This is a genomic window from Clostridioides sp. LIBA-7678 (genome assembly GCF_056716065.1).
On the sequence record NZ_CP196987.1, the window covers coordinates 137925 to 164304 of the forward strand.

Consider the following 26380-nt stretch of genomic DNA (forward strand, 5'->3'; position numbering starts at 1 on the left):
TTTTGAAAGTTCTTTATGAACTTCATATTTGGGGGTGTAGCTCAGTTGGGAGAGCACTTGCCTTGCAAGCAAGGGGTCAGGAGTTCGACTCTCCTCATCTCCACCATTTAAGAGCATATTACTTAAATCTTTGATTTATCTAGTAGACTCTTACATTGCACTTTAAGCAACAGAATAAACTGAACGAATGTGAAGTTTGTTTGTTGGCGACGTGCGTTAGCACTTTAAGCAACGGGATTTATCCGTTGGCGTTGTGCGTTAGCACTTTGAAAACTGCATATATATTTAGTGATATGACATCTAATTTGTAATATATAAAGCTGATAACTTTTAAAAATTATCAAGTTGATAGACTTTAATCTATCAAACCTTTTTAACTGGTCAAGTTATTAAGGGTGCAGGGCGGATGCCTTGGCACTAGGAGCCGATGAAGGACGTGATAAGCTGCGATAAGCTTCGGGGAGTTGCACGTAAACTTTGATCCGAAGATTTCCGAATGAGGAAACTCACTTAGAGTAATGTCTAAGTATCATTAAGTGAATACATAGCTTAATGAGGGGAACTCAGGGAACTGAAACATCTAAGTACCTGAAGGAAGAGAAAGAAATTCGATTCCGTAAGTAGCGGCGAGCGAACGCGGAAGAGCCCAAACCAATAAAGTTTTCTTTATTGGGGTTGCGGACATATCATAACGAAGAGGTATCGTAATTGAAGAGGTTTGGAAAGACCCACCACAGAAGGTAATAGTCCTGTATGTTAAACGGGAAAACTTTAGATATGATCCAGAGTACCACGGGACACGTGAAACCCTGTGGGAAGCAGGAGGGACCACCCTCCAAGGCTAAATACTACCTAGTGACCGATAGCGTATAGTACCGTGAGGGAAAGGTGAAAAGAACCCCGGGAGGGGAGTGAAATAGAACCTGAAACCCTGCACTTACAAGCTGTGGAAGCACATTTCTTGTGTGACCGCGTACTTTTTGTAGAACGGGCCAACGAGTTACGTTAAGTAGCAAGGTTAAGCACTTAAGGTGTGGAGCCGTAGCGAAAGCGAGTTTTAACTGAGCGTTCAGTTACTTGACGTAGACCCGAAACCGGGCGACCTACCCATGAGCAGGATGAAGCGAAAGTAAAATTTCGTGGAGGTCCGAACCCACGAGCGTTGAAAAGCTCGGGGATGACTTGTGGGTAGCGGTGAAATTCCAATCGAGCCCGGAGATAGCTGGTTCTCCCCGAAATAGCTTTAGGGCTAGCCTCAAGGTGAGAGATACGGAGGTAGAGCACTGAATGTCCTAGGGGGTATTGCACCTACCGAAGACTATCAAACTCCGAATGCCGTCATCTTATACTTGGGAGTCAGACTGTGGGTGATAAGATTCATAGTCGAAAGGGCAACAGCCCAGATCGTCAGCTAAGGTCCCTAAATGTAAGTTAAGTGGTAAAGGATGTGGGATTGCACAGACAACCAGGATGTTGGCTTAGAAGCAGCCACTCATTCAAAGAGTGCGTAATAGCTCACTGGTCGAGTGATCCTGCGCCGAAGATTTCCGGGGCTAAAACTTACTACCGAAGCTACGGCATCATTATGATGGGTAGGGGAGCTTCCCATACGGGTTGAAGCATGACCGTAAGGACATGTGGACAGTATGGGAGTGAGAATGTTGGCATGAGTAGCGAGATGTGGGTGAGAATCCCACAGGCCGTAAACCCAAGGTTTCCAGGGGAAGGTTCGTCCGCCCTGGGTTAGTCGGGACCTAAGCTGAGGCCGAAAGGCGTAGGTGATGGACAACAGGTTGATATTCCTGTACTACCGATAACCGTTTGAGAGATGGGATGACACAGTAGGATAAGCTAAGCACACTGTTGGTTATGTGTGCCCAAGCATTGAGGCAGTCAGAGTAGGTAAATCCGCTTTGATAATGCTGGGATGTGATGGGGAGCGAAATTTAGTAGCGAAGTAGCTGATTTCACACTGTCAAGAAAAGTCTCTATCGAGGTTAAAGGTACCCGTACCGCAAACCGACACAGGTGGGTGAGGAGAGTATCCTAAGGCCCGCGAGAGAACTGTTGTTAAGGAACTCGGCAAAATGACCCCGTAACTTAGGGATAAGGGGTGCCACCATCCGGTGGCCGCAGAGAATAGGCCCAAGCGACTGTTTACCAAAAACATAGGTTTCTGCTAAGTCGCAAGACGATGTATAGGAGCTGACGCCTGCCCGGTGCTGGAAGGTTAAGGGGATCTGTTAGAGCAATCGAAGCAGTGAACTTAAGCCCCAGTAAACGGCGGCCGTAACTATAACGGTCCTAAGGTAGCGAAATTCCTTGTCGGGTAAGTTCCGACCCGCACGAAAGGCGTAACGATTTGGGCACTGTCTCAACAACAGACTCGGTGAAATTGTAATTCCGGTGAAGATGCCGGATACCTGCGACAGGACGGAAAGACCCCATGGAGCTTTACTGTAGCTTGACATTGGGTCTTGGTACTACATGTACAGGATAGGTGGGAGGCTTTGAAACCAGGACGCCAGTTTTGGCGGAGCCATCCTTGGGATACCACCCTTGTAGTACTGGGACTCTAACCATAGGCCATGAATCTGGTCTTGGGACACTGTCAGGTGGGCAGTTTGACTGGGGCGGTCGCCTCCCAAAAGGTAACGGAGGCGCTCAAAGGTTCTCTCAGTACGGTCGGAAATCGTACGTAGAGTGTAAAGGCAAAAGAGAGCTTGATTGCAAGACATACAGGTCGAGCAAGGATGAAAATCGGACTTAGTGATCCGGTGGTTCTGCGTGGAAGGGCCATCGCTCAACGGATAAAAGCTACCCTGGGGATAACAGGCTTATCTCCCCCAAGAGTCCACATCGACGGGGAGGTTTGGCACCTCGATGTCGGCTCATCACATCCTGGGGCTGTAGTAGGTCCCAAGGGTTGGGCTGTTCGCCCATTAAAGTGGTACGCGAGCTGGGTTCAGAACGTCGTGAGACAGTTCGGTCCCTATCCGTCGCAGGCGTAGGAAATTTGAGAAGACCTGTCCTTAGTACGAGAGGACCGGGATGGACGTACCTCTGGTGTACCAGTTGTTCTGCCAAGGGCATAGCTGGGTAGCTATGTACGGAATGGATAAGCGCTGAAAGCATCTAAGCGCGAAGCCAACTTCAAGATAAGATTTCCCACCGCAAGGGTAAGACCCCAGAAAGACTATCTGGTTGATAGGTCGAAGGTGTAAGTGCAGCAATGTATTTAGCTTATCGATACTAATAGGTCGAGGACTTGACCAAATTATTTGATGTCCATTCAATAAAATATATGTGTAGTTTTTAGAGTGTTAACTCTAAAGAAACTAGTATTACTAGATTCTAAAAACTTAATAGAAATATTAAGCATAAAGATTATGTGGTTACAATAGCAGAGAGGATACACCTGTTCCCATTCCGAACACAGAAGTTAAGCTCTCTAGCGCTGATGGTACTTGGTGGGAAACTGCCTGGGAGAGTAGGACGTAGCCACGTAATCTTTTTATTATAATAAATTAACTTAGCACTTTAATTCAACATTTTACTTAATTTAATATTTTAATTAAAAAATAAAGCTACTGATTTTTAAATCAGTAGCTCTTTTGTTTTTTATCTAGTATTTTAGTTAAGTTAGTAAATAAAAATCTTATATGCTTATTTGGGATATTAACCATCATTTAATTTAAATTGTTATTATGCCATTATTTTATATACAAACTCTTTTAGTTTATCTAATCCAGATAAGAACGTATTTTCACTGCAAGCATAAGATATACGAATATATTTATCCATACCAAATGCTATTCCAGGAACAACTGCAACGTTATATTCTTCTAAAAATTGATTACAAAATTCTATAGAAAAGCTATCTTTATACTTAAATCTCTCAGATACTTTAGAGAGGTCTATAAATGCATAAAATGCGCCATTTGGATTTACATATCCTACATTTTCGATAGAGTCTAATTTTGATGTAATTAAGTCTCTTCTAGACTTATATGTCTTAACCATATTATCTATATCAGCTGAGCAATCTTTTAAGGCTCCATATGCTATGTATTGTGCTGTTAAACTTGGATGAGATATAAGATGTCCCTGTATAGAACTCATTGCTTTAGCAATGGTTTTATTAGATGCTGTATATCCCAATCTTAATCCAGTCATTGCAGCAGATTTAGAAAAACCATTTACAGTTATTGTTATATCTTTAGCTTCTTCACTTAATGAGGCAATTGATGTAAATTCCCCATCATAGCATATTTTTTCATATATTTCATCTGCTAAAATATATATTTTATTTTCTATACATACATCTACAATTTCTATTAATTCATCTTTTGTATAAATGCTACCAGTAGGATTTGAAGGATTATTTATTACAAGAATTTTTGTTTTATTTGTTATAGATTTTTTAAGCTCATCTTTTGTTAACTTGAATCCATTTTCTTTTTTAGTATCGATGAAAACTGGTACAGCATTTACTAATTTAACCATTTCAGGATAACTAACCCAATAAGGTTTTGGCAATAATACTTCATCTCCCTCATCTGTTAAAGCTAGCAAAGTATTCGTTATAGAGTTTTTTGCTCCACTTGATATAACTATTTCATCTATTGAATATTTACAATTATTTTCATCAATAAGTTTTTTACAAATTTCCTCTCTAAGTATTTTTAACCCTGGAACTAAATCATATTTAGTACAATCTTTATTTAAAGAGTCAATACCATAAGCTTTTGCATTATTAGGTACGTTGAAATCAGGTTCTCCTATACTAAGATTTATTACTTTAATTCCGTTGTTTTCCATTTCTTTAACTTTTGAACTAATACCTATTGTGTAGGATGGAGTTATAAAGTTTAGTCTTTTTGATAACATAAAATGCCTCCTTTTAAATTATTATTTATATTATACGACAGTTTTAAAGAATTTACATAAGGAAATTTGTAGATATATACATTAATGTACATGAAATTATACGTTTTTTGCCTAAAATTAGTGTAAAAAAAAGAGAAAAAATTTTTGACTCTCAGAGTTGTTAGAAACGCTACTGTTCAAAATATCTAGATAGTATTTGCAATGACTTGCGTAAGTTTGACTATTATGTACAAATTTGGTAATCTTAATATAGAAATTATTAAGATAATCCCTTTAACTTAGTTGAAGGGGATTTTTTTAGACTTAATATACTACATATAGTGGTATGTAGATTAATAAAATACAATATATAGTAATAGGAGGTTTTTTTAATTGGTTGAATTCGTGAAAAAAAGAGATGGAAGAGTAATCCCATTTAATGAAGATAGAATAACAAGAGCTATATTTTTAGCAGCGACAAATGTTGCAGAAAGGGAAGGAATAGTACCTGATTATAAATTATCTGAGCAATTAACTCAGGAAGTAATAAGATTTTTAAATCATAAATATTCGGAAACAGTTCCAAGTGTTGAGGATATTCAAGACTCAGTAGTTAAGATTCTTATAGAAACTGGTCATGCAAAAACTAGTGAAGAATACATAATATATAGAACTGAAAGAAGTAGAATAAGAAATTCAAAAACAAGACTGATGAAGGCAATAGAGGAGATTACTTTTGAGGATGCAGAAGATGCAGACATAAAAAGAGAAAATGCAAACATTAATGGTAATACAGCTATGGGGACTATGCTACAATACGGAAGCACTGTATCTAAAGAATTTTGTAAGACTCATATATTAAAGCCAGAACATTCTTTTGCCCATGAGAATGGAGATATACACATACATGATATGGACTTTTTAAATATGGGTACATTAACTTGTTGCCAGATAGATGTTAAAAAACTATTTAATGGTGGATTTTCAACAGGACATGGTTTTTTAAGAGAACCACAAGATATAATAAGTTATGGAGCATTAGCTGCAATCGCTATACAAAGTAATCAAAATGACCAACATGGAGGTCAAAGTATACCATTTTTTGATTATGGATTGGCTGAAGGTGTATATAAGACCTTTAAGAAATTCTACATAGGAAACTTAGCTAAAGCATTGAAATTATTTAAAGGAATTGAAAATAATGATGCAATAAAGAACATAGTATATAATACAGAAAAAGAAACAAATAAAAAGGTTGGTCTTAAAAGAGAGGAATTATATATAAACTCAGAAAAAAAGAAATTGATAGAAACTTTTGATATTGATGAAGAACTTGCAAATAACATGCAAAACTTTGCATTTGAAGAATCATATAGAGAAACTGATAAAAAAACATACCAATCTATGGAAGCATTTATACACAATTTAAATACAATGCATTCTAGAGCAGGTGCACAGGTTCCATTTTCAAGTGTGAACTTTGGAACAGATATTTCTGAAGAAGGAAGGATGGTAACTAAGAATCTTTTACTATCTCAAGAAAGAGGACTAGGTAATGGAGAAACACCAATTTTTCCAATTTTAATATTTAAGGTTAAAGAAGGAGTAAATTTAAATCCTGAAGACCCTAATTATGATTTATTTAAATTATCATGCAGAGTATCAGCTAAAAGACTATTTCCTAATTTTAGTTTCTTAGATGCGCCTTTTAATGCTAAATATTACAGAAAAGGTGAACCAGATACAGAAGCCACATATATGGGTTGTAGAACAAGAGTACTTAGTAATGTATGTGGTTCAGAAACAGTTAGTGGTAGAGGAAATATATCTTTTACTACAGTTAATTTACCAAGATTGGGTATAAAGCATGGCATTGTAAATGATGAGAAAGCTAATTTAGATAGTTTTTTTGAAGAATTAGATGAAAAGATAGACTTAATTATAGAGCAATTATTAGAACGTCTTGAGGTTCAAGGAAATAAAAAAATGAAGAATTTCCCATTCTTGATGGGTCAAGGTGTATGGAAAGGTTCTGATGATTTAGGACCAGAAGATACACTAAAAGAAGTAATAAAGCAAGGAACATTGACAATTGGATTCATAGGTTTAGCAGAATGTCTTATTGCTCTTATGGGTAAACATCACGGAGAAAGCAAAGAAGCCCAAGAATTAGGATTAAGAATAGTGTCACACATGAGAGCTAAAATGGACGAAGCCACAGATAAATATAAATTAAACTTCTCTTTAATGGGTACACCAGCGGAAGGTCTTTCAGGTAGATTTACTAAAATAGATAAAAAAGTATATGGAGAGATTAAAGGTATAACAGACAAAGAATATTATACTAATTCATTCCATGTACCAGTTTATTATAATATAAGTGCATATGACAAAATTGAGATAGAAGCTCCATATCATGAACTGACGAATGCAGGTCATATAACATATGTGGAATTAGATGGAGATCCATCAGATAATCTAGAAGCTTTTGAAACAGTTATAAAAGCTATGAAAGACTTAGGTATAGGATATGGAAGCATAAATCATCCTGTAGATAGAGATCCAATATGTGGATTTTCAGGTGTAATAGGAAGTAACATATGTCCTGTATGTGGAAGAAATGAAGATGAAAGTGATATCAAATTTGAAAGAATAAGAAGAATAACAGGTTACTTAGTTGGTACAGTTGACAGATTTAATAATGCAAAAAAAGCTGAAGTAAGAGATAGAGTAAAGCATAGATAGTTTTATTTGGAGGAATAAGTTATGAAAATAAGAATGTCATCTACTATAAGCCATGACAGTATAGTTGATGGACCAGGATTAAGGATGGTAATATGGACTCAAGGATGTATCCATAATTGCAAAGAATGCCATAATCCTCAGACACATGATTTATGTGGGGGATTTTACATGGATACAGAAGAAATTATAAATAAGATAAAATCATTAAAGTTACAAAAAGGTATTACATTATCAGGAGGAGAACCATTTTTACAGCCAGAACCATTAGAAGAAGTAGCAAAAGAAGCTAAAAGAAATGGACTGGATGTATGGTCATATACTGGATTCACATTTGAGCAGTTATTAGATAAAAAAAATAGTAGATATTTTAAAAATTTAAATTTACTAAAACAAATTGATATTTTAGTAGATGGAAAGTTTATGGCTGAGAAAAAAGATATAAGTTTAAAGTTCAGAGGTTCATCAAATCAAAGAATAATTGATGTTCAAAAAAGTTTGAAATATAAAAAAGTATTTTTAGTTGAACAATATATGAAAGATGATTTATCCATAGCAGAATAAAATATAAATAGACGGAAGTAAATATAATAATGTATTTACCTCCGTCTATCTTTATGTAATTTTGTTTATTTGCATCATATAAGATGTAATTGTTAAATAAAAATGCTTATCGTGTATTTTATTTAACTCTTTTATAAGCTGGATGATTCTAATAGATAGTTTCTAAAGGATATACAAGTATTAATTTATGGATTCTTTGCTAAGAAACTAGAATGTTTAGTTGTTATGTAAAAATCTTTAGTTACTATAAGAGAAGAATTCAAATAAATGATTAAATGTTGACAAGGAGCTCAGAAAGTAATTTACCTAGTGCCATCAAGATTGGTATTAAGCATTTTAAAAAATAGAAAATCTTTAAAATGAATATTTTTAATAATATTTCTTGGTTTGTATCTTTCTTATAAACAAATTTTATAGTATAAATCAATTAAGTAAATAAGTCTAATTACATATAATACATATATTTGTATAAAAAATATTAAATTTTGTAATTTGTGGATAAATATGTTTATAATGTGGATAATATTTAATATAATAAGTTAAAACAATATGAATCAGTTGTTTATAATGTGGATAATATAACCATATGTAAATAAATGAGATACTTGAAAGTAAAAAATGTGAAAAAAGTTATTGACTCTAAAAGGAAAAGTTGGTATAGTAATACTTGTCCTCAAGAAAAGGGCAAACAGATAAAGCATAAAGAACTTTGAAAATTAAACAGTAGGTTAATTTATAAAACAAGAAACAAACCATAAAGCCAGATATTTTGATAACAATAGTATCTGAGCCTGATAAACTTTTATTTGAGAGTTTGATCCTGGCTCAGGATGAACGCTGGCGGCGTGCCTAACACATGCAAGTTGAGCGATTTACTTCGGTAAAGAGCGGCGGACGGGTGAGTAACGCGTGGGTAACCTACCCTGTACACACGGATAACATACCGAAAGGTATGCTAATACGGGATAACATATTTGAGAGGCATCTCTTAAATATCAAAGGTGAGCCAGTACAGGATGGACCCGCGTCTGATTAGCTAGTTGGTAAGGTAATGGCTTACCAAGGCGACGATCAGTAGCCGACCTGAGAGGGTGATCGGCCACATTGGAACTGAGACACGGTCCAAACTCCTACGGGAGGCAGCAGTGGGGAATATTGCACAATGGGCGAAAGCCTGATGCAGCAACGCCGCGTGAGTGATGAAGGCCTTCGGGTCGTAAAACTCTGTCCTCAAGGAAGATAATGACGGTACTTGAGGAGGAAGCCCCGGCTAACTACGTGCCAGCAGCCGCGGTAATACGTAGGGGGCTAGCGTTATCCGGATTTACTGGGCGTAAAGGGTGCGTAGGCGGTCTTTCAAGTCAGGAGTGAAAGGCTACGGCTCAACCGTAGTAAGCTCTTGAAACTGGGAGACTTGAGTGCAGGAGAGGAGAGTGGAATTCCTAGTGTAGCGGTGAAATGCGTAGATATTAGGAGGAACACCAGTTGCGAAGGCGGCTCTCTGGACTGTAACTGACGCTGAGGCACGAAAGCGTGGGGAGCAAACAGGATTAGATACCCTGGTAGTCCACGCTGTAAACGATGAGTACTAGGTGTCGGGGGTTACCCCCCTCGGTGCCGCAGCTAACGCATTAAGTACTCCGCCTGGGAAGTACGCTCGCAAGAGTGAAACTCAAAGGAATTGACGGGGACCCGCACAAGTAGCGGAGCATGTGGTTTAATTCGAAGCAACGCGAAGAACCTTACCTAAGCTTGACATCCCAATGACATCTCCTTAATCGGAGAGTTCCCTTCGGGGACATTGGTGACAGGTGGTGCATGGTTGTCGTCAGCTCGTGTCGTGAGATGTTGGGTTAAGTCCCGCAACGAGCGCAACCCTTGTCTTTAGTTGCCATCATCAAGTTGGGCACTCTAGAGAGACTGCCAGGGATAACCTGGAGGAAGGTGGGGATGACGTCAAATCATCATGCCCCTTATGCTTAGGGCTACACACGTGCTACAATGGGTAGTACAGAGGGTTGCCAAGCCGTAAGGTGGAGCTAATCCCTTAAAGCTACTCTCAGTTCGGATTGTAGGCTGAAACTCGCCTACATGAAGCTGGAGTTACTAGTAATCGCAGATCAGAATGCTGCGGTGAATGCGTTCCCGGGTCTTGTACACACCGCCCGTCACACCACGGGAGTTGGAGACGCCCGAAGCCGATTATCTAACCTTTTGGAAGAAGTCGTCGAAGGTGGAATCAATAACTGGGGTGAAGTCGTAACAAGGTAGCCGTATCGGAAGGTGCGGCTGGATCACCTCCTTTCTAAGGAGAATTGCCTACTGTTTAATTTTGAAAGTTCTTTATGAACTTCATATTTGGGGGTGTAGCTCAGTTGGGAGAGCACTTGCCTTGCAAGCAAGGGGTCAGGAGTTCGACTCTCCTCATCTCCACCATTTAAGAGCATATTACTTAAATCTTTGATTTATCTAGTAGACTCTTACATTGCACTTTAAGCAACAGAATAAACTGAACGAATGTGAAGTTTGTTTGTTGGCGACGTGCGTTAGCACTTTAAGCAACGGGATTTATCCGTTGGCGTTGTGCGTTAGCACTTTGAAAACTGCATATATATTTAGTGATATGACATCTAATTTGTAATATATAAAGCTGATAACTTTTAAAAATTATCAAGTTGATAGACTTTAATCTATCAAACCTTTTTAACTGGTCAAGTTATTAAGGGTGCAGGGCGGATGCCTTGGCACTAGGAGCCGATGAAGGACGTGATAAGCTGCGATAAGCTTCGGGGAGTTGCACGTAAACTTTGATCCGAAGATTTCCGAATGAGGAAACTCACTTAGAGTAATGTCTAAGTATCATTAAGTGAATACATAGCTTAATGAGGGGAACTCAGGGAACTGAAACATCTAAGTACCTGAAGGAAGAGAAAGAAATTCGATTCCGTAAGTAGCGGCGAGCGAACGCGGAAGAGCCCAAACCAATAAAGTTTTCTTTATTGGGGTTGCGGACATATCATAACGAAGAGGTATCGTAATTGAAGAGGTTTGGAAAGACCCACCACAGAAGGTAATAGTCCTGTATGTTAAACGAGAAAACTTTAGATATGATCCAGAGTACCACGGGACACGTGAAACCCTGTGGGAAGCAGGAGGGACCACCCTCCAAGGCTAAATACTACCTAGTGACCGATAGCGTATAGTACCGTGAGGGAAAGGTGAAAAGAACCCCGGGAGGGGAGTGAAATAGAACCTGAAACCCTGCACTTACAAGCTGTGGAAGCACATTTCTTGTGTGACCGCGTACTTTTTGTAGAACGGGCCAACGAGTTACGTTAAGTAGCAAGGTTAAGTACTTAAGGTGTGGAGCCGTAGCGAAAGCGAGTTTTAACTGAGCGTTCAGTTACTTGACGTAGACCCGAAACCGGGCGACCTACCCATGAGCAGGATGAAGCGAAAGTAAAATTTCGTGGAGGTCCGAACCCACGAGCGTTGAAAAGCTCGGGGATGACTTGTGGGTAGCGGTGAAATTCCAATCGAGCCCGGAGATAGCTGGTTCTCCCCGAAATAGCTTTAGGGCTAGCCTCAAGGTGAGAGATACGGAGGTAGAGCACTGAATGTCCTAGGGGGTATTGCACCTACCGAAGACTATCAAACTCCGAATGCCGTCATCTTATACTTGGGAGTCAGACTGTGGGTGATAAGATTCATAGTCGAAAGGGCAACAGCCCAGATCGTCAGCTAAGGTCCCTAAATGTAAGTTAAGTGGTAAAGGATGTGGGATTGCACAGACAACCAGGATGTTGGCTTAGAAGCAGCCACTCATTCAAAGAGTGCGTAATAGCTCACTGGTCGAGTGATCCTGCGCCGAAGATTTCCGGGGCTAAAACTTACTACCGAAGCTACGGCATCATTATGATGGGTAGGGGAGCTTCCCATACGGGTTGAAGCATGACCGTAAGGACATGTGGACAGTATGGGAGTGAGAATGTTGGCATGAGTAGCGAGATGTGGGTGAGAATCCCACAGGCCGTAAACCCAAGGTTTCCAGGGGAAGGTTCGTCCGCCCTGGGTTAGTCGGGACCTAAGCTGAGGCCGAAAGGCGTAGGTGATGGACAACAGGTTGATATTCCTGTACTACCGATAACCGTTTGAGAGATGGGATGACACAGTAGGATAAGCTAAGCACACTGTTGGTTATGTGTGCCCAAGCATTGAGGCAGTCAGAGTAGGTAAATCCGCTTTGATAATGCTGGGATGTGATGGGGAGCGAAATTTAGTAGCGAAGTAGCTGATTTCACACTGTCAAGAAAAGTCTCTATCGAGGTTAAAGGTACCCGTACCGCAAACCGACACAGGTGGGTGAGGAGAGTATCCTAAGGCCCGCGAGAGAACTGTTGTTAAGGAACTCGGCAAAATGACCCCGTAACTTAGGGATAAGGGGTGCCACCATCCGGTGGCCGCAGAGAATAGGCCCAAGCGACTGTTTACCAAAAACATAGGTTTCTGCTAAGTCGCAAGACGATGTATAGGAGCTGACGCCTGCCCGGTGCTGGAAGGTTAAGGGGATCTGTTAGAGCAATCGAAGCAGTGAACTTAAGCCCCAGTAAACGGCGGCCGTAACTATAACGGTCCTAAGGTAGCGAAATTCCTTGTCGGGTAAGTTCCGACCCGCACGAAAGGCGTAACGATTTGGGCACTGTCTCAACAACAGACTCGGTGAAATTGTAATTCCGGTGAAGATGCCGGATACCTGCGACAGGACGGAAAGACCCCATGGAGCTTTACTGTAGCTTGACATTGGGTCTTGGTACTACATGTACAGGATAGGTGGGAGGCTTTGAAACCAGGACGCCAGTTTTGGCGGAGCCATCCTTGGGATACCACCCTTGTAGTACTGGGACTCTAACCATAGGCCATGAATCTGGTCTTGGGACACTGTCAGGTGGGCAGTTTGACTGGGGCGGTCGCCTCCCAAAAGGTAACGGAGGCGCTCAAAGGTTCTCTCAGTACGGTCGGAAATCGTACGTAGAGTGTAAAGGCAAAAGAGAGCTTGATTGCAAGACATACAGGTCGAGCAAGGATGAAAATCGGACTTAGTGATCCGGTGGTTCTGCGTGGAAGGGCCATCGCTCAACGGATAAAAGCTACCCTGGGGATAACAGGCTTATCTCCCCCAAGAGTCCACATCGACGGGGAGGTTTGGCACCTCGATGTCGGCTCATCACATCCTGGGGCTGTAGTAGGTCCCAAGGGTTGGGCTGTTCGCCCATTAAAGTGGTACGCGAGCTGGGTTCAGAACGTCGTGAGACAGTTCGGTCCCTATCCGTCGCAGGCGTAGGAAATTTGAGAAGACCTGTCCTTAGTACGAGAGGACCGGGATGGACGTACCTCTGGTGTACCAGTTGTTCTGCCAAGGGCATGGCTGGGTAGCTATGTACGGAATGGATAAGCGCTGAAAGCATCTAAGCGCGAAGCCAACTTCAAGATAAGATTTCCCACCGCAAGGGTAAGACCCCAGAAAGACTATCTGGTTGATAGGTCGAAGGTGTAAGTGCAGCAATGTATTTAGCTTATCGATACTAATAGGTCGAGGACTTGACCAAATTATTTGATGTCCATTCAATAAAATATATGTGTAGTTTTTAGAGTGCTAACTCTATATATTTAAACTTGTCAAAACTTATAGATTTTTAATACTTTTTTAATTAAAAAATCGAATAAAAAAAGTATTGACACAATAAGACAAAGATGTTATTATAATACTTGTCTTAGAAAAAAATTAAATGAAAATTTAGACAATAATCTGGTTATAATAGCAGAGAGGATACACCTGTTCCCATTCCGAACACAGAAGTTAAGCTCTCTAGCGCTGATGGTACTTGGTGGGAAACTGCCTGGGAGAGTAGGACATAGCCAGGTGATGTGCCGAAGTGGCGGAACTGGCAGACGCACAGGACTTAAAATCCTGCGGGACTTACCTCTCGTACCGGTTCGATTCCGGTCTTCGGCACCACAAATTATTGTGGGCCATTAGCTCAGTTGGTTAGAGCGCCCGGCTCATAACCGGTAGGTCTGGGGTTCGAGTCCCTGATGGCCCACCACAATAATTTAAAGAACTTTGAAAATTAAACAGTAGGTTAATTTATAAAACAAGAAACAAACCATAAAGCCAGATATTTTGATAACAATAGTATCTGAGCCTGATAAACTTTTATTTGAGAGTTTGATCCTGGCTCAGGATGAACGCTGGCGGCGTGCCTAACACATGCAAGTTGAGCGATTTACTTCGGTAAAGAGCGGCGGACGGGTGAGTAACGCGTGGGTAACCTACCCTGTACACACGGATAACATACCGAAAGGTATGCTAATACGGGATAATATATTTGAGAGGCATCTCTTAAATATCAAAGGTGAGCCAGTACAGGATGGACCCGCGTCTGATTAGCTAGTTGGTAAGGTAATGGCTTACCAAGGCGACGATCAGTAGCCGACCTGAGAGGGTGATCGGCCACATTGGAACTGAGACACGGTCCAAACTCCTACGGGAGGCAGCAGTGGGGAATATTGCACAATGGGCGAAAGCCTGATGCAGCAACGCCGCGTGAGTGATGAAGGCCTTCGGGTCGTAAAACTCTGTCCTCAAGGAAGATAATGACGGTACTTGAGGAGGAAGCCCCGGCTAACTACGTGCCAGCAGCCGCGGTAATACGTAGGGGGCTAGCGTTATCCGGATTTACTGGGCGTAAAGGGTGCGTAGGCGGTCTTTCAAGTCAGGAGTGAAAGGCTACGGCTCAACCGTAGTAAGCTCTTGAAACTGGGAGACTTGAGTGCAGGAGAGGAGAGTGGAATTCCTAGTGTAGCGGTGAAATGCGTAGATATTAGGAGGAACACCAGTTGCGAAGGCGGCTCTCTGGACTGTAACTGACGCTGAGGCACGAAAGCGTGGGGAGCAAACAGGATTAGATACCCTGGTAGTCCACGCTGTAAACGATGAGTACTAGGTGTCGGGGGTTACCCCCCTCGGTGCCGCAGCTAACGCATTAAGTACTCCGCCTGGGAAGTACGCTCGCAAGAGTGAAACTCAAAGGAATTGACGGGGACCCGCACAAGTAGCGGAGCATGTGGTTTAATTCGAAGCAACGCGAAGAACCTTACCTAAGCTTGACATCCCAATGACATCTCCTTAATCGGAGAGTTCCCTTCGGGGACATTGGTGACAGGTGGTGCATGGTTGTCGTCAGCTCGTGTCGTGAGATGTTGGGTTAAGTCCCGCAACGAGCGCAACCCTTGTCTTTAGTTGCCATCATTAAGTTGGGCACTCTAGAGAGACTGCCAGGGATAACCTGGAGGAAGGTGGGGATGACGTCAAATCATCATGCCCCTTATGCTTAGGGCTACACACGTGCTACAATGGGTAGTACAGAGGGTTGCCAAGCCGTAAGGTGGAGCTAATCCCTTAAAGCTACTCTCAGTTCGGATTGTAGGCTGAAACTCGCCTACATGAAGCTGGAGTTACTAGTAATCGCAGATCAGAATGCTGCGGTGAATGCGTTCCCGGGTCTTGTACACACCGCCCGTCACACCACGGGAGTTGGAGACGCCCGAAGCCGATTATCTAACCTTTTGGAAGAAGTCGTCGAAGGTGGAATCAATAACTGGGGTGAAGTCGTAACAAGGTAGCCGTATCGGAAGGTGCGGCTGGATCACCTCCTTTCTAAGGAGAATTGCCTACTGTTTAATTTTGAAAGTTCTTTATGAACTTCATATTTGGGGGTGTAGCTCAGTTGGGAGAGCACTTGCCTTGCAAGCAAGGGGTCAGGAGTTCGACTCTCCTCATCTCCACCATTTAAGAGCATATTACTTAAATCTTTGATTTATCTAGTAGACTCTTACATTGCACTTTAAGCAACAGAATAAACTGAACGAATGTGAAGTTTGTTTGTTGGCGACGTGCGTTAGCACTTTAAGCAACGGGATTTATCCGTTGGCGTTGTGCGTTAGCACTTTGAAAACTGCATATATATTTAGTGATATGACATCTAATTTGTAATATATAAAGCTGATAACTTTTAAAAATTATCAAGTTGATAGACTTTAATCTATCAAACCTTTTTAACTGGTCAAGTTATTAAGGGTGCAGGGCGGATGCCTTGGCACTAGGAGCCGATGAAGGACGTGATAAGCTGCGATAAGCTTCGGGGAGTTGCACGTAAACTTTGATCCGAAGATTTCCGAATGAGGAAACTCACTTAGAGTAATGTCTAAGTATCATTAAGTGAATACATAGCTTAATGAGGGGAACTCAGGGAACTGAAACATCTAAGTACCTGAAGGAAGAGAAAGAAATTCGATTCCGTAAGTAGCGGCGAGCGAACGCGGAAGAGCCCAAACCAATAAAGTTTTCTTTATTGGGGTTGCGGACATATCATAACGAAGAGGTATCGTAATTGAAGAGGTTTGGAAAGACCCACCACAGAAGGTAATAGTCCTGTATGTTAAACGAGAAAACTTTAGATATGATCCAGAGTACCACGGGACACGTGAAACCCTGTGGGAAGCAGGAGGGACCACCCTCCAAGGCTAAATACTACCTAGTGACCGATAGCGTATAGTACCGTGAGGGAAAGGTGAAAAGAACCCCGGGAGGGGAGTGAAATAGAACCTGAAACCCTGCACTTACAAGCTGTGGAAGCACATTTCTTGTGTGACCGCGTACTTTTTGTAGAACGGGCCAACGAGTTACGTTAAGTAGCAAGGTTAAGCACTTAAGGTGTGGAGCCGTAGCGAAAGCGAGTTTTAACTGAGCGTTCAGTTACTTGACGTAGACCCGAAACCGGGCGACCTACCCATGAGCAGGATGAAGCGAAAGTAAAATTTCGTGGAGGTCCGAACCCACGAGCGTTGAAAAGCTCGGGGATGACTTGTGGGTAGCGGTGAAATTCCAATCGAGCCCGGAGATAGCTGGTTCTCCCCGAAATAGCTTTAGGGCTAGCCTCAAGGTGAGAGATACGGAGGTAGAGCACTGAATGTCCTAGGGGGTATTGCACCTACCGAAGACTATCAAACTCCGAATGCCGTCATCTTATACTTGGGAGTCAGACTGTGGGTGATAAGATTCATAGTCGAAAGGGCAACAGCCCAGATCGTCAGCTAAGGTCCCTAAATGTAAGTTAAGTGGTAAAGGATGTGGGATTGCACAGACAACCAGGATGTTGGCTTAGAAGCAGCCACTCATTCAAAGAGTGCGTAATAGCTCACTGGTCGAGTGATCCTGCGCCGAAGATTTCCGGGGCTAAAACTTACTACCGAAGCTACGGCATCATTATGATGGGTAGGGGAGCTTCCCATACGGGTTGAAGCATGACCGTAAGGACATGTGGACAGTATGGGAGTGAGAATGTTGGCATGAGTAGCGAGATGTGGGTGAGAATCCCACAGGCCGTAAACCCAAGGTTTCCAGGGGAAGGTTCGTCCGCCCTGGGTTAGTCGGGACCTAAGCTGAGGCCGAAAGGCGTAGGTGATGGACAACAGGTTGATATTCCTGTACTACCGATAACCGTTTGAGAGATGGGATGACACAGTAGGATAAGCTAAGCACACTGTTGGTTATGTGTGCCCAAGCATTGAGGCAGTCAGAGTAGGTAAATCCGCTTTGATAATGCTGGGATGTGATGGGGAGCGAAATTTAGTAGCGAAGTAGCTGATTTCACACTGTCAAGAAAAGTCTCTATCGAGGTTAAAGGTACCCGTACCGCAAACCGACACAGGTGGGTGAGGAGAGTATCCTAAGGCCCGCGAGAGAACTGTTGTTAAGGAACTCGGCAAAATGACCCCGTAACTTAGGGATAAGGGGTGCCACCATCCGGTGGCCGCAGAGAATAGGCCCAAGCGACTGTTTACCAAAAACATAGGTTTCTGCTAAGTCGCAAGACGATGTATAGGAGCTGACGCCTGCCCGGTGCTGGAAGGTTAAGGGGATCTGTTAGAGTAATCGAAGCAGTGAACTTAAGCCCCAGTAAACGGCGGCCGTAACTATAACGGTCCTAAGGTAGCGAAATTCCTTGTCGGGTAAGTTCCGACCCGCACGAAAGGCGTAACGATTTGGGCACTGTCTCAACAACAGACTCGGTGAAATTGTAATTCCGGTGAAGATGCCGGATACCTGCGACAGGACGGAAAGACCCCATGGAGCTTTACTGTAGCTTGACATTGGGTCTTGGTACTACATGTACAGGATAGGTGGGAGGCTTTGAAACCAGGACGCCAGTTTTGGCGGAGCCATCCTTGGGATACCACCCTTGTAGTACTGGGACTCTAACCATAGGCCATGAATCTGGTCTTGGGACACTGTCAGGTGGGCAGTTTGACTGGGGCGGTCGCCTCCCAAAAGGTAACGGAGGCGCTCAAAGGTTCTCTCAGTACGGTCGGAAATCGTACGTAGAGTGTAAAGGCAAAAGAGAGCTTGATTGCAAGACATACAGGTCGAGCAAGGATGAAAATCGGACTTAGTGATCCGGTGGTTCTGCGTGGAAGGGCCATCGCTCAACGGATAAAAGCTACCCTGGGGATAACAGGCTTATCTCCCCCAAGAGTCCACATCGACGGGGAGGTTTGGCACCTCGATGTCGGCTCATCACATCCTGGGGCTGTAGTAGGTCCCAAGGGTTGGGCTGTTCGCCCATTAAAGTGGTACGCGAGCTGGGTTCAGAACGTCGTGAGACAGTTCGGTCCCTATCCGTCGCAGGCGTAGGAAATTTGAGAAGACCTGTCCTTAGTACGAGAGGACCGGGATGGACGCACCTCTGGTGTACCAGTTGTTCTGCCAAGGGCATGGCTGGGTAGCTATGTACGGAATGGATAAGCGCTGAAAGCATCTAAGCGCGAAGCCAACTTCAAGATAAGATTTCCCACCGCAAGGGTAAGACCCCAGAAAGACTATCTGGTTGATAGGTCGAAGGTGTAAGTGCAGCAATGTATTTAGCTTATCGATACTAATAGGTCGAGGACTTGACCAAATTATTTGATGTCCATTCAATAAAATATATATGTGGTTTTTAGAGTGTTAACTCTAAAGAAACTAGTATTACTAGATTCTAAAAGCTTAATAGAAATATTAAGCATAAAGATTATGTGGTTACAATAGCAGAGAGGATACACCTGTTCCCATTCCGAACACAGAAGTTAAGCTCTCTAGCGCTGATGGTACTTGGTGGGAAACTGCCTGGGAGAGTAGGACGTAGCCACGTTAATGTTCCAAGGTAGCTCAACGGTGGAGCAACCGGCTGTTAACCGGTAGGCTGTGGGTTCGAGCCCCACCCTTGGAGCCAAAAAAGCCGAAGTGGCGGAACTGGCAGACGCACAGGACTTAAAATCCTGCGGGACTTACCTCTCGTACCGGTTCGATTCCGGTCTTCGGCACTTATAAACAATATCGCGGGGTGGAGCAGTTGGCAGCTCGTCGGGCTCATAACCCGAAGGTCGTAGGTTCAAGTCCTGCCTCCGCAACCATTAAAAATCAAAAAGGCTCGTTGGTCAAGAGGTTAAGACACCGCCCTTTCACGGCGGTAACAGGGGTTCAATTCCCCTACGAGTCACCAATTAAATATGCGGGTGTAGCTCAATGGTAGAGTTCTGGCCTTCCAAGCCAGCTGTGAGGGTTCGATCCCCTTCACCCGCTCCAAAAATGGGACCATAGCTCAGCTGGGAGAGCGCCTGCCTTACAAGCAGGGGGTCACAGGTTCGAGCCCTGTTGGTCCCACCATTTGCGGCCTGGTAGTTCAGTTGGTTAGAATGCCAGCCTGTCACGCTGGAGGTCGAGGGTTCGAGCCCCTTCCAGGTCGCCAAACTAAATAAGCGGGAATAGTTCAGTGGTAGAGCGCAACCTTGCCAAGGTTGAAGTCGCGAGTTCGAATCTCGTTTCCCGCTCCATAATAACTTGGGTGCATAGCTCAGCTGGATAGAGCAACGCCCTTCTAAGGCGTGTGTCCGGGGTTCGAATCCCTGTGCGCTCATTAAGAAAAGTTTACTATATTTTATAGTAAACTTTTATATTGTTTAAAAAGACACAGGATACATGTATATTACCTGTGTCTTTTTCTTTATAAACTTTAAACCTTCTAAGAGTTACAGTATATTCATTAATATTGTAAACATATAAATGCTAATGTATAATAGTTTACAAGACGTTTATAAAAGTTCTAGTTAGAAAGAATCACTAACTATAGGATAAAGTCTATATACATTATATTGTATACTTTATAGTATTAATATATTAGAATGATTAATTAATTTATAAATTAATTGTACTTATATAATGAATTATGAAAAATTAAGTATTATAGAGAATTGACAATGTAATGTAACATTTATAGGTTATACTAAATGAATTATAATAGTATAGGTAATAGATGCATAAGTCTAAGAATATGCGTGTTATTTTACCTATAGAAAATAATTTCTAATAGTATTTGTAGCAGTATATTAAAATAAATTTATCTATACTAGTTATAAAGCAGATTATTATTTTAAGGCAAGAATTACATTAATAAGTTAATAAGATAATATTTATGATAGATAATGTTTCAGTTATATAATTAATGAGCAGATTATAAAATTTATTTTAGTAAATATATATTAATTAATGATATATTAAATAGGTTCTATAGCATAAAACTGTGTTAAGGCGCGAGTACTATTTTGTATTCGCGCCTTGATGGTTTGAATTATTTGACCTAAAACTAACTTTAATAAAAATATACATTTATTGAATCAATATTTTTTATGTCTTTAGAGATTATTTAACAATCTCGAACCATAAAATTAGAATTATTTACACAAAAGTTAAATAGTTTGTATAGAGTTAGATTTATATAGTATAATACATAGTGTAAATAATTAAGAAGTTATCAAACAGGAGGATAAAACTGTGTTAGATATAAATTCTTTTTTAAATGGATTTTTTAATATAATATTAAGAATGAGTATATATGATTTAATTGACATATCTATAGTAGCGTATATTTTTTACAAAATATTTATGTTTATAAAAGATACAAGAGCAGAACAAGTATTTAAAGGGATAATATTTCTTTTACTAGCAACTCAACTTAGTAACACTTTTAAACTGCATACCGTTTATTGGATATCTCTTAAAGCTCTAGATTATGGAGTTATAGCTGCCCTTATAATTTTCCAGCCAGAATTTAGAGCAGGACTTGAGCATATAGGAAGAGCAAAATTTAATTTATTTGGAAAGAATGTAAATACATCAGAAGAGACTCTTAATAGAAATATAGAGGAAATTGTAGAGGCATTATATTCACTTTCTAGACAAAAGATAGGCGCTCTTATCATAATGGAAAGAGAAACTAGAATAAGTGATATAATAAATACAGGAACTATTATTGATGCTGAGATTTCTAGACAGCTATTAATAAATATATTTATACCAAATACACCACTACATGATGGAGCTGTTGTAATTAGAGATTCCAAAGTAAAGGCAGCTGCATGTTTTTTACCTCTGACAGAAAGTAAGGATTTAAGCAAAGATTTAGGTACTAGACATAGAGCGGGAATAGGTGTAAGTGAAGTATCTGACTGTATTACACTGATTGTGTCTGAAGAAACTGGAGGCGTTTCAATCGCTAAATCAGGTAAGTTATATAGAGATATCTCTAGAGAAAGAATGATGAATATATTACGTAGTAATCTAAAAACAAATACAGAAACAAGAAGTTTTTTCAAAGGTGGTATATTTAAATGATAAATAGACTGAAAAATAATACCAAAATAAAAATAATATCATTTTTAAGTGCAATTGCATTATGGATGTATGTTATGGCTGTAGTTGACCCTGAAGAAACTAAAGGGTTTGAGGATATACCTGTATCTATAAGTAACATGAGTGATTTAAAAGATAAAAATCTTGTTATATATCCAGACGAAAAATTAACAGCAGATGTATATATAAAAGGTAGTTTATCAAAGGTACAAAGTGTAAAAAAAGAGGATATACATGTGTATGGAACTATTGAAGACCCAATACAAGGACAGAAAGAAGTATATTTAAAAGCAAATATTCCTCAAGGTGTCACTATAGAATTTAAACATGATGTTTTAGTAGTGAATCTTGAAAAAAATATAAAAGAAAAAAGAGATATAAAGGTAGAAGTAAGTGGAAATTCAAAAAGAAATATAAATAAAATTGAACTTAGTAAGAATATTGTCGATGTTTCGGGACCGAGAAGTCTGGTTAATGAAGTCAAAAGTGTAAGAGCTAACTTAGATGTTGGAAATCAAACAGAGGACTTTTCTAAAAAATTAGAATTAATTCCATTGAATAGTAGTGGAACAAAGGTTGAAGGTGTAACATTAAGCTCATCTTTTGTAACTGCACAAATAGAATTATTAAAAGAAAAGACTGTACCAATAAGAGTGAACTTGAAGGATGGTAAAGATAATGATGCACTGAAAAACTATAAATTAAGTGCAGAACAAGTTACAATAAAAGGAAAAAAAGAAAATATAGACAAAATAAATTATATTAAGACAAAACCTGTTGATTTAGCTGATTTAGCTGATGGAGGAGAAAAAGAAGTGAGTTTAGAGGTTCCAGAAGGTATAACTCTTGAAGACAGTTCTATAACAATAAAATTAAATGAAACAAAACAGTTAAGTGCAGAGTTTCTATACAATGTAGGGGATATTGAATTAAGAAATATACCAGCAAATATGGATAATCCAAGTATAATTTCTGATGTAAATATAAAAGTTGTAGTAGAATCGACAGAAGACTTAAGCAAGTTAAATAAAAAAGATATTTCATTGTTTATCGATTTATCGCAAGGACCTGAAGAAGATAGTAAATACAAAGTAAAATATGAAACAACATATCAATTTAAAAAAATAAATATAGAACCTAATATTGTTGAAGTGGAATGAACAAATATTTCGAATATTTAGTTGTTACAAGATGCGACAAAAAAACCTATAAAATTAAGTTTGTTAATTTTATGTTTTTGTTGCATCTTGTTTATTTTAGTTATATTATAAAATAAGGACAATGAGATATTTGTTAAATCTAAAAAGTACTAGAAATTATGAAAAAAGACTGATAAATAGATTTAAATAAATATTTTTGAATTAAATATTTCAATTATCCCTAGGAAAACGTTGCTGAACGAGTTATAATTTAATTGAGATATAAAAAGTTCTATTTCAAAAAATTCAAGATGAGGTGGAAATGCATGAAAAGCTTTGAAGAAGTAATTAAGTTTGCAAAAGAAAGAGGACCTAAAACTATATCAGTAGCATGTTGTCAAGACAAAGAAGTTTTAATGGCAGTTGAGATGGCTAGAAAAGAAAAAATAGCAGATGCTATTTTAGTAGGTGATATAGAGAAGACTAAAGAAATTGCAAAAAGCATAGACATGGATATCGAAAATTATGAACTGATAGATATAAAAGATTTAGCAGAAGCATCTCTAAAATCTGTTGAATTAGTTTCACAAGGAAAAGCCGACATGGTAATGAAAGGCTTAGTAGACACATCAATAATACTAAAAGCAGTTTTAAATAAAGAAGTAGGTCTTAGAACTGGAAATGTATTAAGTCACGTAGCAGTATTTGATGTAGAGGGATATGACAGATTATTTTTCATAACTGACGCAGCTATGAACTTAGCTCCTGATACAAATACTAAAAAGCAAATCATAGAAAATGCTTGCACAGTAGCACATTCATTAGATATAAACGAACCAAAAGTTGCTGCAATATGCGCAAAAGAAAAAGTAAATCCAAAAATGAAAGATACAGTTGAAGCTAAAGAACTAGAAGAAATGTATGAAAGAGGAGAAATCAAAGGTTGTATGGTTGGTGGACCTTTTGCAATTGATAATGCAGTGTCTTTAGAAGCAGCTAAACATAAAGGTATAAATCATCCTGTAGCAGGAAGAGCTGATATATTATTAGCTCCAGATATTGAAGGTGGTAACATATTATATAAAGCTTTAGTATTCTTCTCAAAATCAAAAAATGCAGGAGTTATAGTTGGAGCTAAAGCACCAATAATACTAACTTCTAGAGCAGATAGTGAAGAAACTAAACTTAACTCAATAGCTTTAGGTGTTTTAATGGCAGCAAAGGCTTAAATTTAAGGGGGAAATAGGCAAATGAGCAAAATATTTAAAATCTTAACAATAAATCCTGGATCGACATCAACTAAAATAGCTGTATTTGATAATGAGGATTTAGTATTTGAAAAAACTTTAAGACATTCTTCAGAAGAAATCGGAAAATATGAGAAAGTGTCAGACCAATTTGAATTCCGTAAACAAGTAATAGAAGAAGCTCTAAAAGAAGGTGGAGTAAAAACATCTGAATTAGATGCTGTAGTAGGTAGAGGAGGACTTCTTAAACCTATAAAAGGTGGTACTTATTCAGTAAGTGCTGCTATGATTGAAGATTTAAAAGTAGGAGTTTTAGGAGAACATGCTTCAAACTTAGGTGGAATAATAGCAAAGCAAATAGGTGATGAAGTAAATGTTCCTTCATACATAGTAGACCCTGTTGTTGTGGATGAATTAGAAGATATTGCTAGAATTTCTGGTATGCCTGAAATAAGCAGAGCAAGTGTAGTACATGCTCTAAATCAAAAGGCAATAGCAAGAAGATACGCTAGAGAAATAGGTAAGAAATACGAAGATATAAATCTTATAGTTGCTCACATGGGTGGAGGAGTTTCTGTTGGAGCTCATAAAAATGGTAGAATAGTAGATGTTGCAAACGCATTAGATGGAGAAGGTCCTTTCTCTCCAGAAAGAAGTGGTGGATTACCAGTAGGTGCATTAGTAAAAATGTGCTTTAGTGGAAAATATACTCAAGATGAAATTAAAAAGAAAATAAAAGGTAATGGTGGATTAGTTGCATATTTAAATACTAATGATGCTAGAGAAGTTGAAGAAAGAATTGAAGCTGGTGATGAAAAGGCTAAATTATTATATGAAGCTATGGCATATCAAATCTCTAAAGAAATAGGAGCTAATGCAGCAGTTCTTAAGGGAGATGTAAAAGCAATACTATTAACTGGTGGAATCGCATATTCAAAAATGTTTACAGAAATGATTACAGATAGAGTTAAATTTATAGCAGATGTAAAAGTTTATCCAGGAGAAGATGAAATGATTGCATTAGCTCAAGGTGGACTTAGAGTTTTAACTGGTGAAGAAGAGGCCCAAGTTTATGATAACTAATGATAAAAGAATAAGAATCATAACTGGTCACTATGGAAGTGGTAAAAGTGAATTTGCGATGAACTATGTTATTAAATTAAGAGATATGGTTTCTGGCAAAGTTGCTATAGCCGATTTAGATGTGGTAAATGTATACTTTAGAACTAGAGAAAAGAAAGAACTAATGAAATCTTTAGGTATACAACCAATTGATAGCTCAATCAATGCTCCAACATTAGACTTACCAGCAGTATCAGCAGAAGTAATGTCTCCTATGGTGGACAATTCATACAATTCTGTTATAGATTTAGGTGGAGATAATGTAGGTGCCAGAGTTATAGGAAGATTTAGTCATTTGTTAAAAGAAGGCGACTATGATATGCTTTTTGTAATAAATGCAAATAGGGAGAAAACTCAAACTTCTGAAGAAGTTATCCAATATATAAAGGAAATAGAAAAATCTTCTAAGTTAAAGGTAACAGGTCTAATTAATAATACTCATCTTATTAGATTTACTACTATTGATGACGTTTTAAGAGGACAGAAAGTTGCAAAAGAAGTTTCTGAGAAATGTAATATACCTATAAGATATGTTGCATGTTTAGAAAATCTTGTTGAACAGTTACCAAAAGACATAGAAGGAGAAATTTTTCCTATAAAATTATATATGAGAGAAGATTGGATGTAGTTTGAGCTCAAATATATAGAAAGTTTAAGGAGGCTTAGGTAAATGGCTAAAGGAAAAGTATCTTTTAATGAAGAACGTTGTAAAGGTTGTGGATTATGCGTTGAAGCATGTCCAGTAAAAATCATACAATTAGACTCAAATGTAATAAACAAAAAAGGGTATAACCCAGCAACTGTTTTTGAAATGGAAAAATGCATAGGATGTGCAAGTTGTGCAACTATGTGTCCAGATGTAGTTATAACAGTAGAAAGAGATTAATTTAATTAATATTTAAGGGGGAATT

At 39.5% G+C, this 26380-nt stretch carries 9 protein-coding genes, 14 tRNA genes and 8 rRNA genes; 30 read left to right on the forward strand and 1 reads right to left on the reverse strand.

Going from position 1 to position 26380, the window contains the following annotated elements; all coding sequences use genetic code 11:
• Window positions 1–30 precede the first annotated feature (30 nt).
• The 3 genes from ACTG46_RS00985 (at window position 31) to rrf (ACTG46_RS00995) (ending at window position 3507) form a co-directional block, all read left to right on the forward strand.
• Window positions 31–106: transfer RNA gene (locus tag ACTG46_RS00985), tRNA-Ala, on the forward strand.
• A 273-nt stretch (window positions 107–379) separates the two neighbouring features.
• Window positions 380–3276: ribosomal RNA gene (locus ACTG46_RS00990) — 23S ribosomal RNA — on the forward strand.
• Between the two features lie 114 nt (window positions 3277–3390).
• Window positions 3391–3507 (forward strand): 5S ribosomal RNA (gene rrf / locus ACTG46_RS00995).
• Window positions 3508–3705: 198 nt separating this feature from the next.
• Here rrf (ACTG46_RS00995) and ACTG46_RS01000 read toward each other — a convergent pair.
• A complete protein-coding gene (locus tag ACTG46_RS01000) occupies window positions 3706–4890 on the reverse strand; it encodes a pyridoxal phosphate-dependent aminotransferase (protein WP_227832691.1) in 1185 nt (394 codons plus the stop codon).
• A 372-nt stretch (window positions 4891–5262) separates the two neighbouring features.
• Between ACTG46_RS01000 and ACTG46_RS01005 the strand changes: the two genes are divergently transcribed.
• The 27 genes from ACTG46_RS01005 (at window position 5263) to ACTG46_RS01135 (ending at window position 26355) form a co-directional block, all read left to right on the forward strand.
• Window positions 5263–7614 carry an anaerobic ribonucleoside triphosphate reductase gene (locus tag ACTG46_RS01005; RefSeq protein WP_054268692.1) on the forward strand — a complete coding sequence of 784 codons (2352 nt, stop codon included), beginning with the start codon at window positions 5263–5265 and terminating at the stop codon, window positions 7612–7614.
• Window positions 7615–7635: 21 nt separating this feature from the next.
• Window positions 7636–8175, forward strand: coding sequence for an anaerobic ribonucleoside-triphosphate reductase activating protein (gene nrdG, locus ACTG46_RS01010; RefSeq protein WP_054268693.1), 540 nt, complete (start codon window positions 7636–7638; stop codon window positions 8173–8175).
• Between the two features lie 802 nt (window positions 8176–8977).
• Window positions 8978–10480 (forward strand): 16S ribosomal RNA (locus tag ACTG46_RS01015).
• 55 nt (window positions 10481–10535) lie between these two features.
• Window positions 10536–10611: transfer RNA gene (locus tag ACTG46_RS01020), tRNA-Ala, on the forward strand.
• 273 nt (window positions 10612–10884) lie between these two features.
• Window positions 10885–13781, forward strand: a 23S ribosomal RNA gene (locus ACTG46_RS01025).
• A 199-nt stretch (window positions 13782–13980) separates the two neighbouring features.
• Window positions 13981–14097, forward strand: a 5S ribosomal RNA gene (rrf, locus tag ACTG46_RS01030).
• A 5-nt stretch (window positions 14098–14102) separates the two neighbouring features.
• Window positions 14103–14191: transfer RNA gene (locus ACTG46_RS01035), tRNA-Leu, on the forward strand.
• 11 nt (window positions 14192–14202) lie between these two features.
• Window positions 14203–14279, forward strand: a tRNA-Ile gene (locus ACTG46_RS01040).
• A gap of 110 nt (window positions 14280–14389) precedes the next feature.
• A 16S ribosomal RNA gene (locus ACTG46_RS01045) occupies window positions 14390–15892 on the forward strand.
• A 55-nt stretch (window positions 15893–15947) separates the two neighbouring features.
• Window positions 15948–16023: transfer RNA gene (locus ACTG46_RS01050), tRNA-Ala, on the forward strand.
• Window positions 16024–16296: 273 nt separating this feature from the next.
• A 23S ribosomal RNA gene (locus ACTG46_RS01055) occupies window positions 16297–19193 on the forward strand.
• Between the two features lie 114 nt (window positions 19194–19307).
• Window positions 19308–19424 (forward strand): 5S ribosomal RNA (gene rrf / locus ACTG46_RS01060).
• Together the 16S, 23S and 5S rRNA genes with 13 tRNA genes alongside form the textbook arrangement of a ribosomal RNA operon.
• A 6-nt stretch (window positions 19425–19430) precedes the next feature.
• Window positions 19431–19505, forward strand: a tRNA-Asn gene (locus tag ACTG46_RS01065).
• Between the two features lie 5 nt (window positions 19506–19510).
• Window positions 19511–19596: transfer RNA gene (locus ACTG46_RS01070), tRNA-Leu, on the forward strand.
• Between the two features lie 14 nt (window positions 19597–19610).
• Window positions 19611–19686: transfer RNA gene (locus ACTG46_RS01075), tRNA-Met, on the forward strand.
• A gap of 14 nt (window positions 19687–19700) precedes the next feature.
• Window positions 19701–19775, forward strand: a tRNA-Glu gene (locus ACTG46_RS01080).
• A gap of 9 nt (window positions 19776–19784) precedes the next feature.
• Window positions 19785–19858: transfer RNA gene (locus ACTG46_RS01085), tRNA-Gly, on the forward strand.
• Between the two features lie 5 nt (window positions 19859–19863).
• Window positions 19864–19939, forward strand: a tRNA-Val gene (locus ACTG46_RS01090).
• A gap of 5 nt (window positions 19940–19944) precedes the next feature.
• Window positions 19945–20021, forward strand: a tRNA-Asp gene (locus tag ACTG46_RS01095).
• Between the two features lie 10 nt (window positions 20022–20031).
• A tRNA-Gly gene (locus ACTG46_RS01100) sits at window positions 20032–20106 on the forward strand.
• Window positions 20107–20115: 9 nt separating this feature from the next.
• Window positions 20116–20189, forward strand: a tRNA-Arg gene (locus tag ACTG46_RS01105).
• A gap of 914 nt (window positions 20190–21103) precedes the next feature.
• Entirely contained in the window at window positions 21104–21943 is an 840-nt protein-coding gene (gene cdaA / locus ACTG46_RS01110) for a diadenylate cyclase CdaA (RefSeq protein WP_021382536.1), read from the forward strand.
• Window positions 21940–23121 (forward strand): CdaR family protein, encoded by a 1182-nt coding sequence (locus ACTG46_RS01115; RefSeq protein WP_479923433.1) that lies wholly within the window; start codon window positions 21940–21942, stop codon window positions 23119–23121. Before cdaA ends, ACTG46_RS01115 begins: the two co-directional genes overlap by 4 nt.
• A 305-nt stretch (window positions 23122–23426) precedes the next feature.
• Window positions 23427–24329: a phosphate butyryltransferase gene (gene ptb, locus ACTG46_RS01120; protein WP_021382540.1), complete on the forward strand. Its 903-nt coding sequence runs from the start codon at window positions 23427–23429 to the stop codon at window positions 24327–24329.
• A gap of 21 nt (window positions 24330–24350) precedes the next feature.
• Window positions 24351–25430 carry a butyrate kinase gene (gene buk / locus ACTG46_RS01125; RefSeq protein ID WP_054268695.1) on the forward strand — a complete coding sequence of 360 codons (1080 nt, stop codon included), beginning with the start codon at window positions 24351–24353 and terminating at the stop codon, window positions 25428–25430.
• Complete coding sequence (locus tag ACTG46_RS01130) at window positions 25420–26097, forward strand: hypothetical protein (RefSeq protein ID WP_054268696.1); 678 nt, start codon at window positions 25420–25422, stop codon at window positions 26095–26097. The genes buk and ACTG46_RS01130 overlap by 11 nt, the downstream gene beginning before the upstream one ends.
• A gap of 42 nt (window positions 26098–26139) precedes the next feature.
• Window positions 26140–26355, forward strand: coding sequence for a 4Fe-4S binding protein (locus ACTG46_RS01135; protein ID WP_021382532.1), 216 nt, complete (start codon window positions 26140–26142; stop codon window positions 26353–26355).
• Window positions 26356–26380 lie beyond the last annotated feature (25 nt).

Coding starts and splice junctions, on each gene's coding strand:
- ACTG46_RS01135 (WP_021382532.1), top strand. CDS start 26,140: ATGGCTAAAGGAAAAGTATCTTTTAATGAAGAACGTTGTAAAGGTTGT.
- ACTG46_RS01000 (WP_227832691.1), bottom strand. CDS start 4,890: ATGTTATCAAAAAGACTAAACTTTATAACTCCATCCTACACAATAGGT.
- nrdG (WP_054268693.1), top strand. CDS start 7,636: ATGAAAATAAGAATGTCATCTACTATAAGCCATGACAGTATAGTTGAT.
- ACTG46_RS01130 (WP_054268696.1), top strand. CDS start 25,420: ATGATAACTAATGATAAAAGAATAAGAATCATAACTGGTCACTATGGA.
- ptb (WP_021382540.1), top strand. CDS start 23,427: ATGAAAAGCTTTGAAGAAGTAATTAAGTTTGCAAAAGAAAGAGGACCT.
- buk (WP_054268695.1), top strand. CDS start 24,351: ATGAGCAAAATATTTAAAATCTTAACAATAAATCCTGGATCGACATCA.
- ACTG46_RS01115 (WP_479923433.1), top strand. CDS start 21,940: ATGATAAATAGACTGAAAAATAATACCAAAATAAAAATAATATCATTT.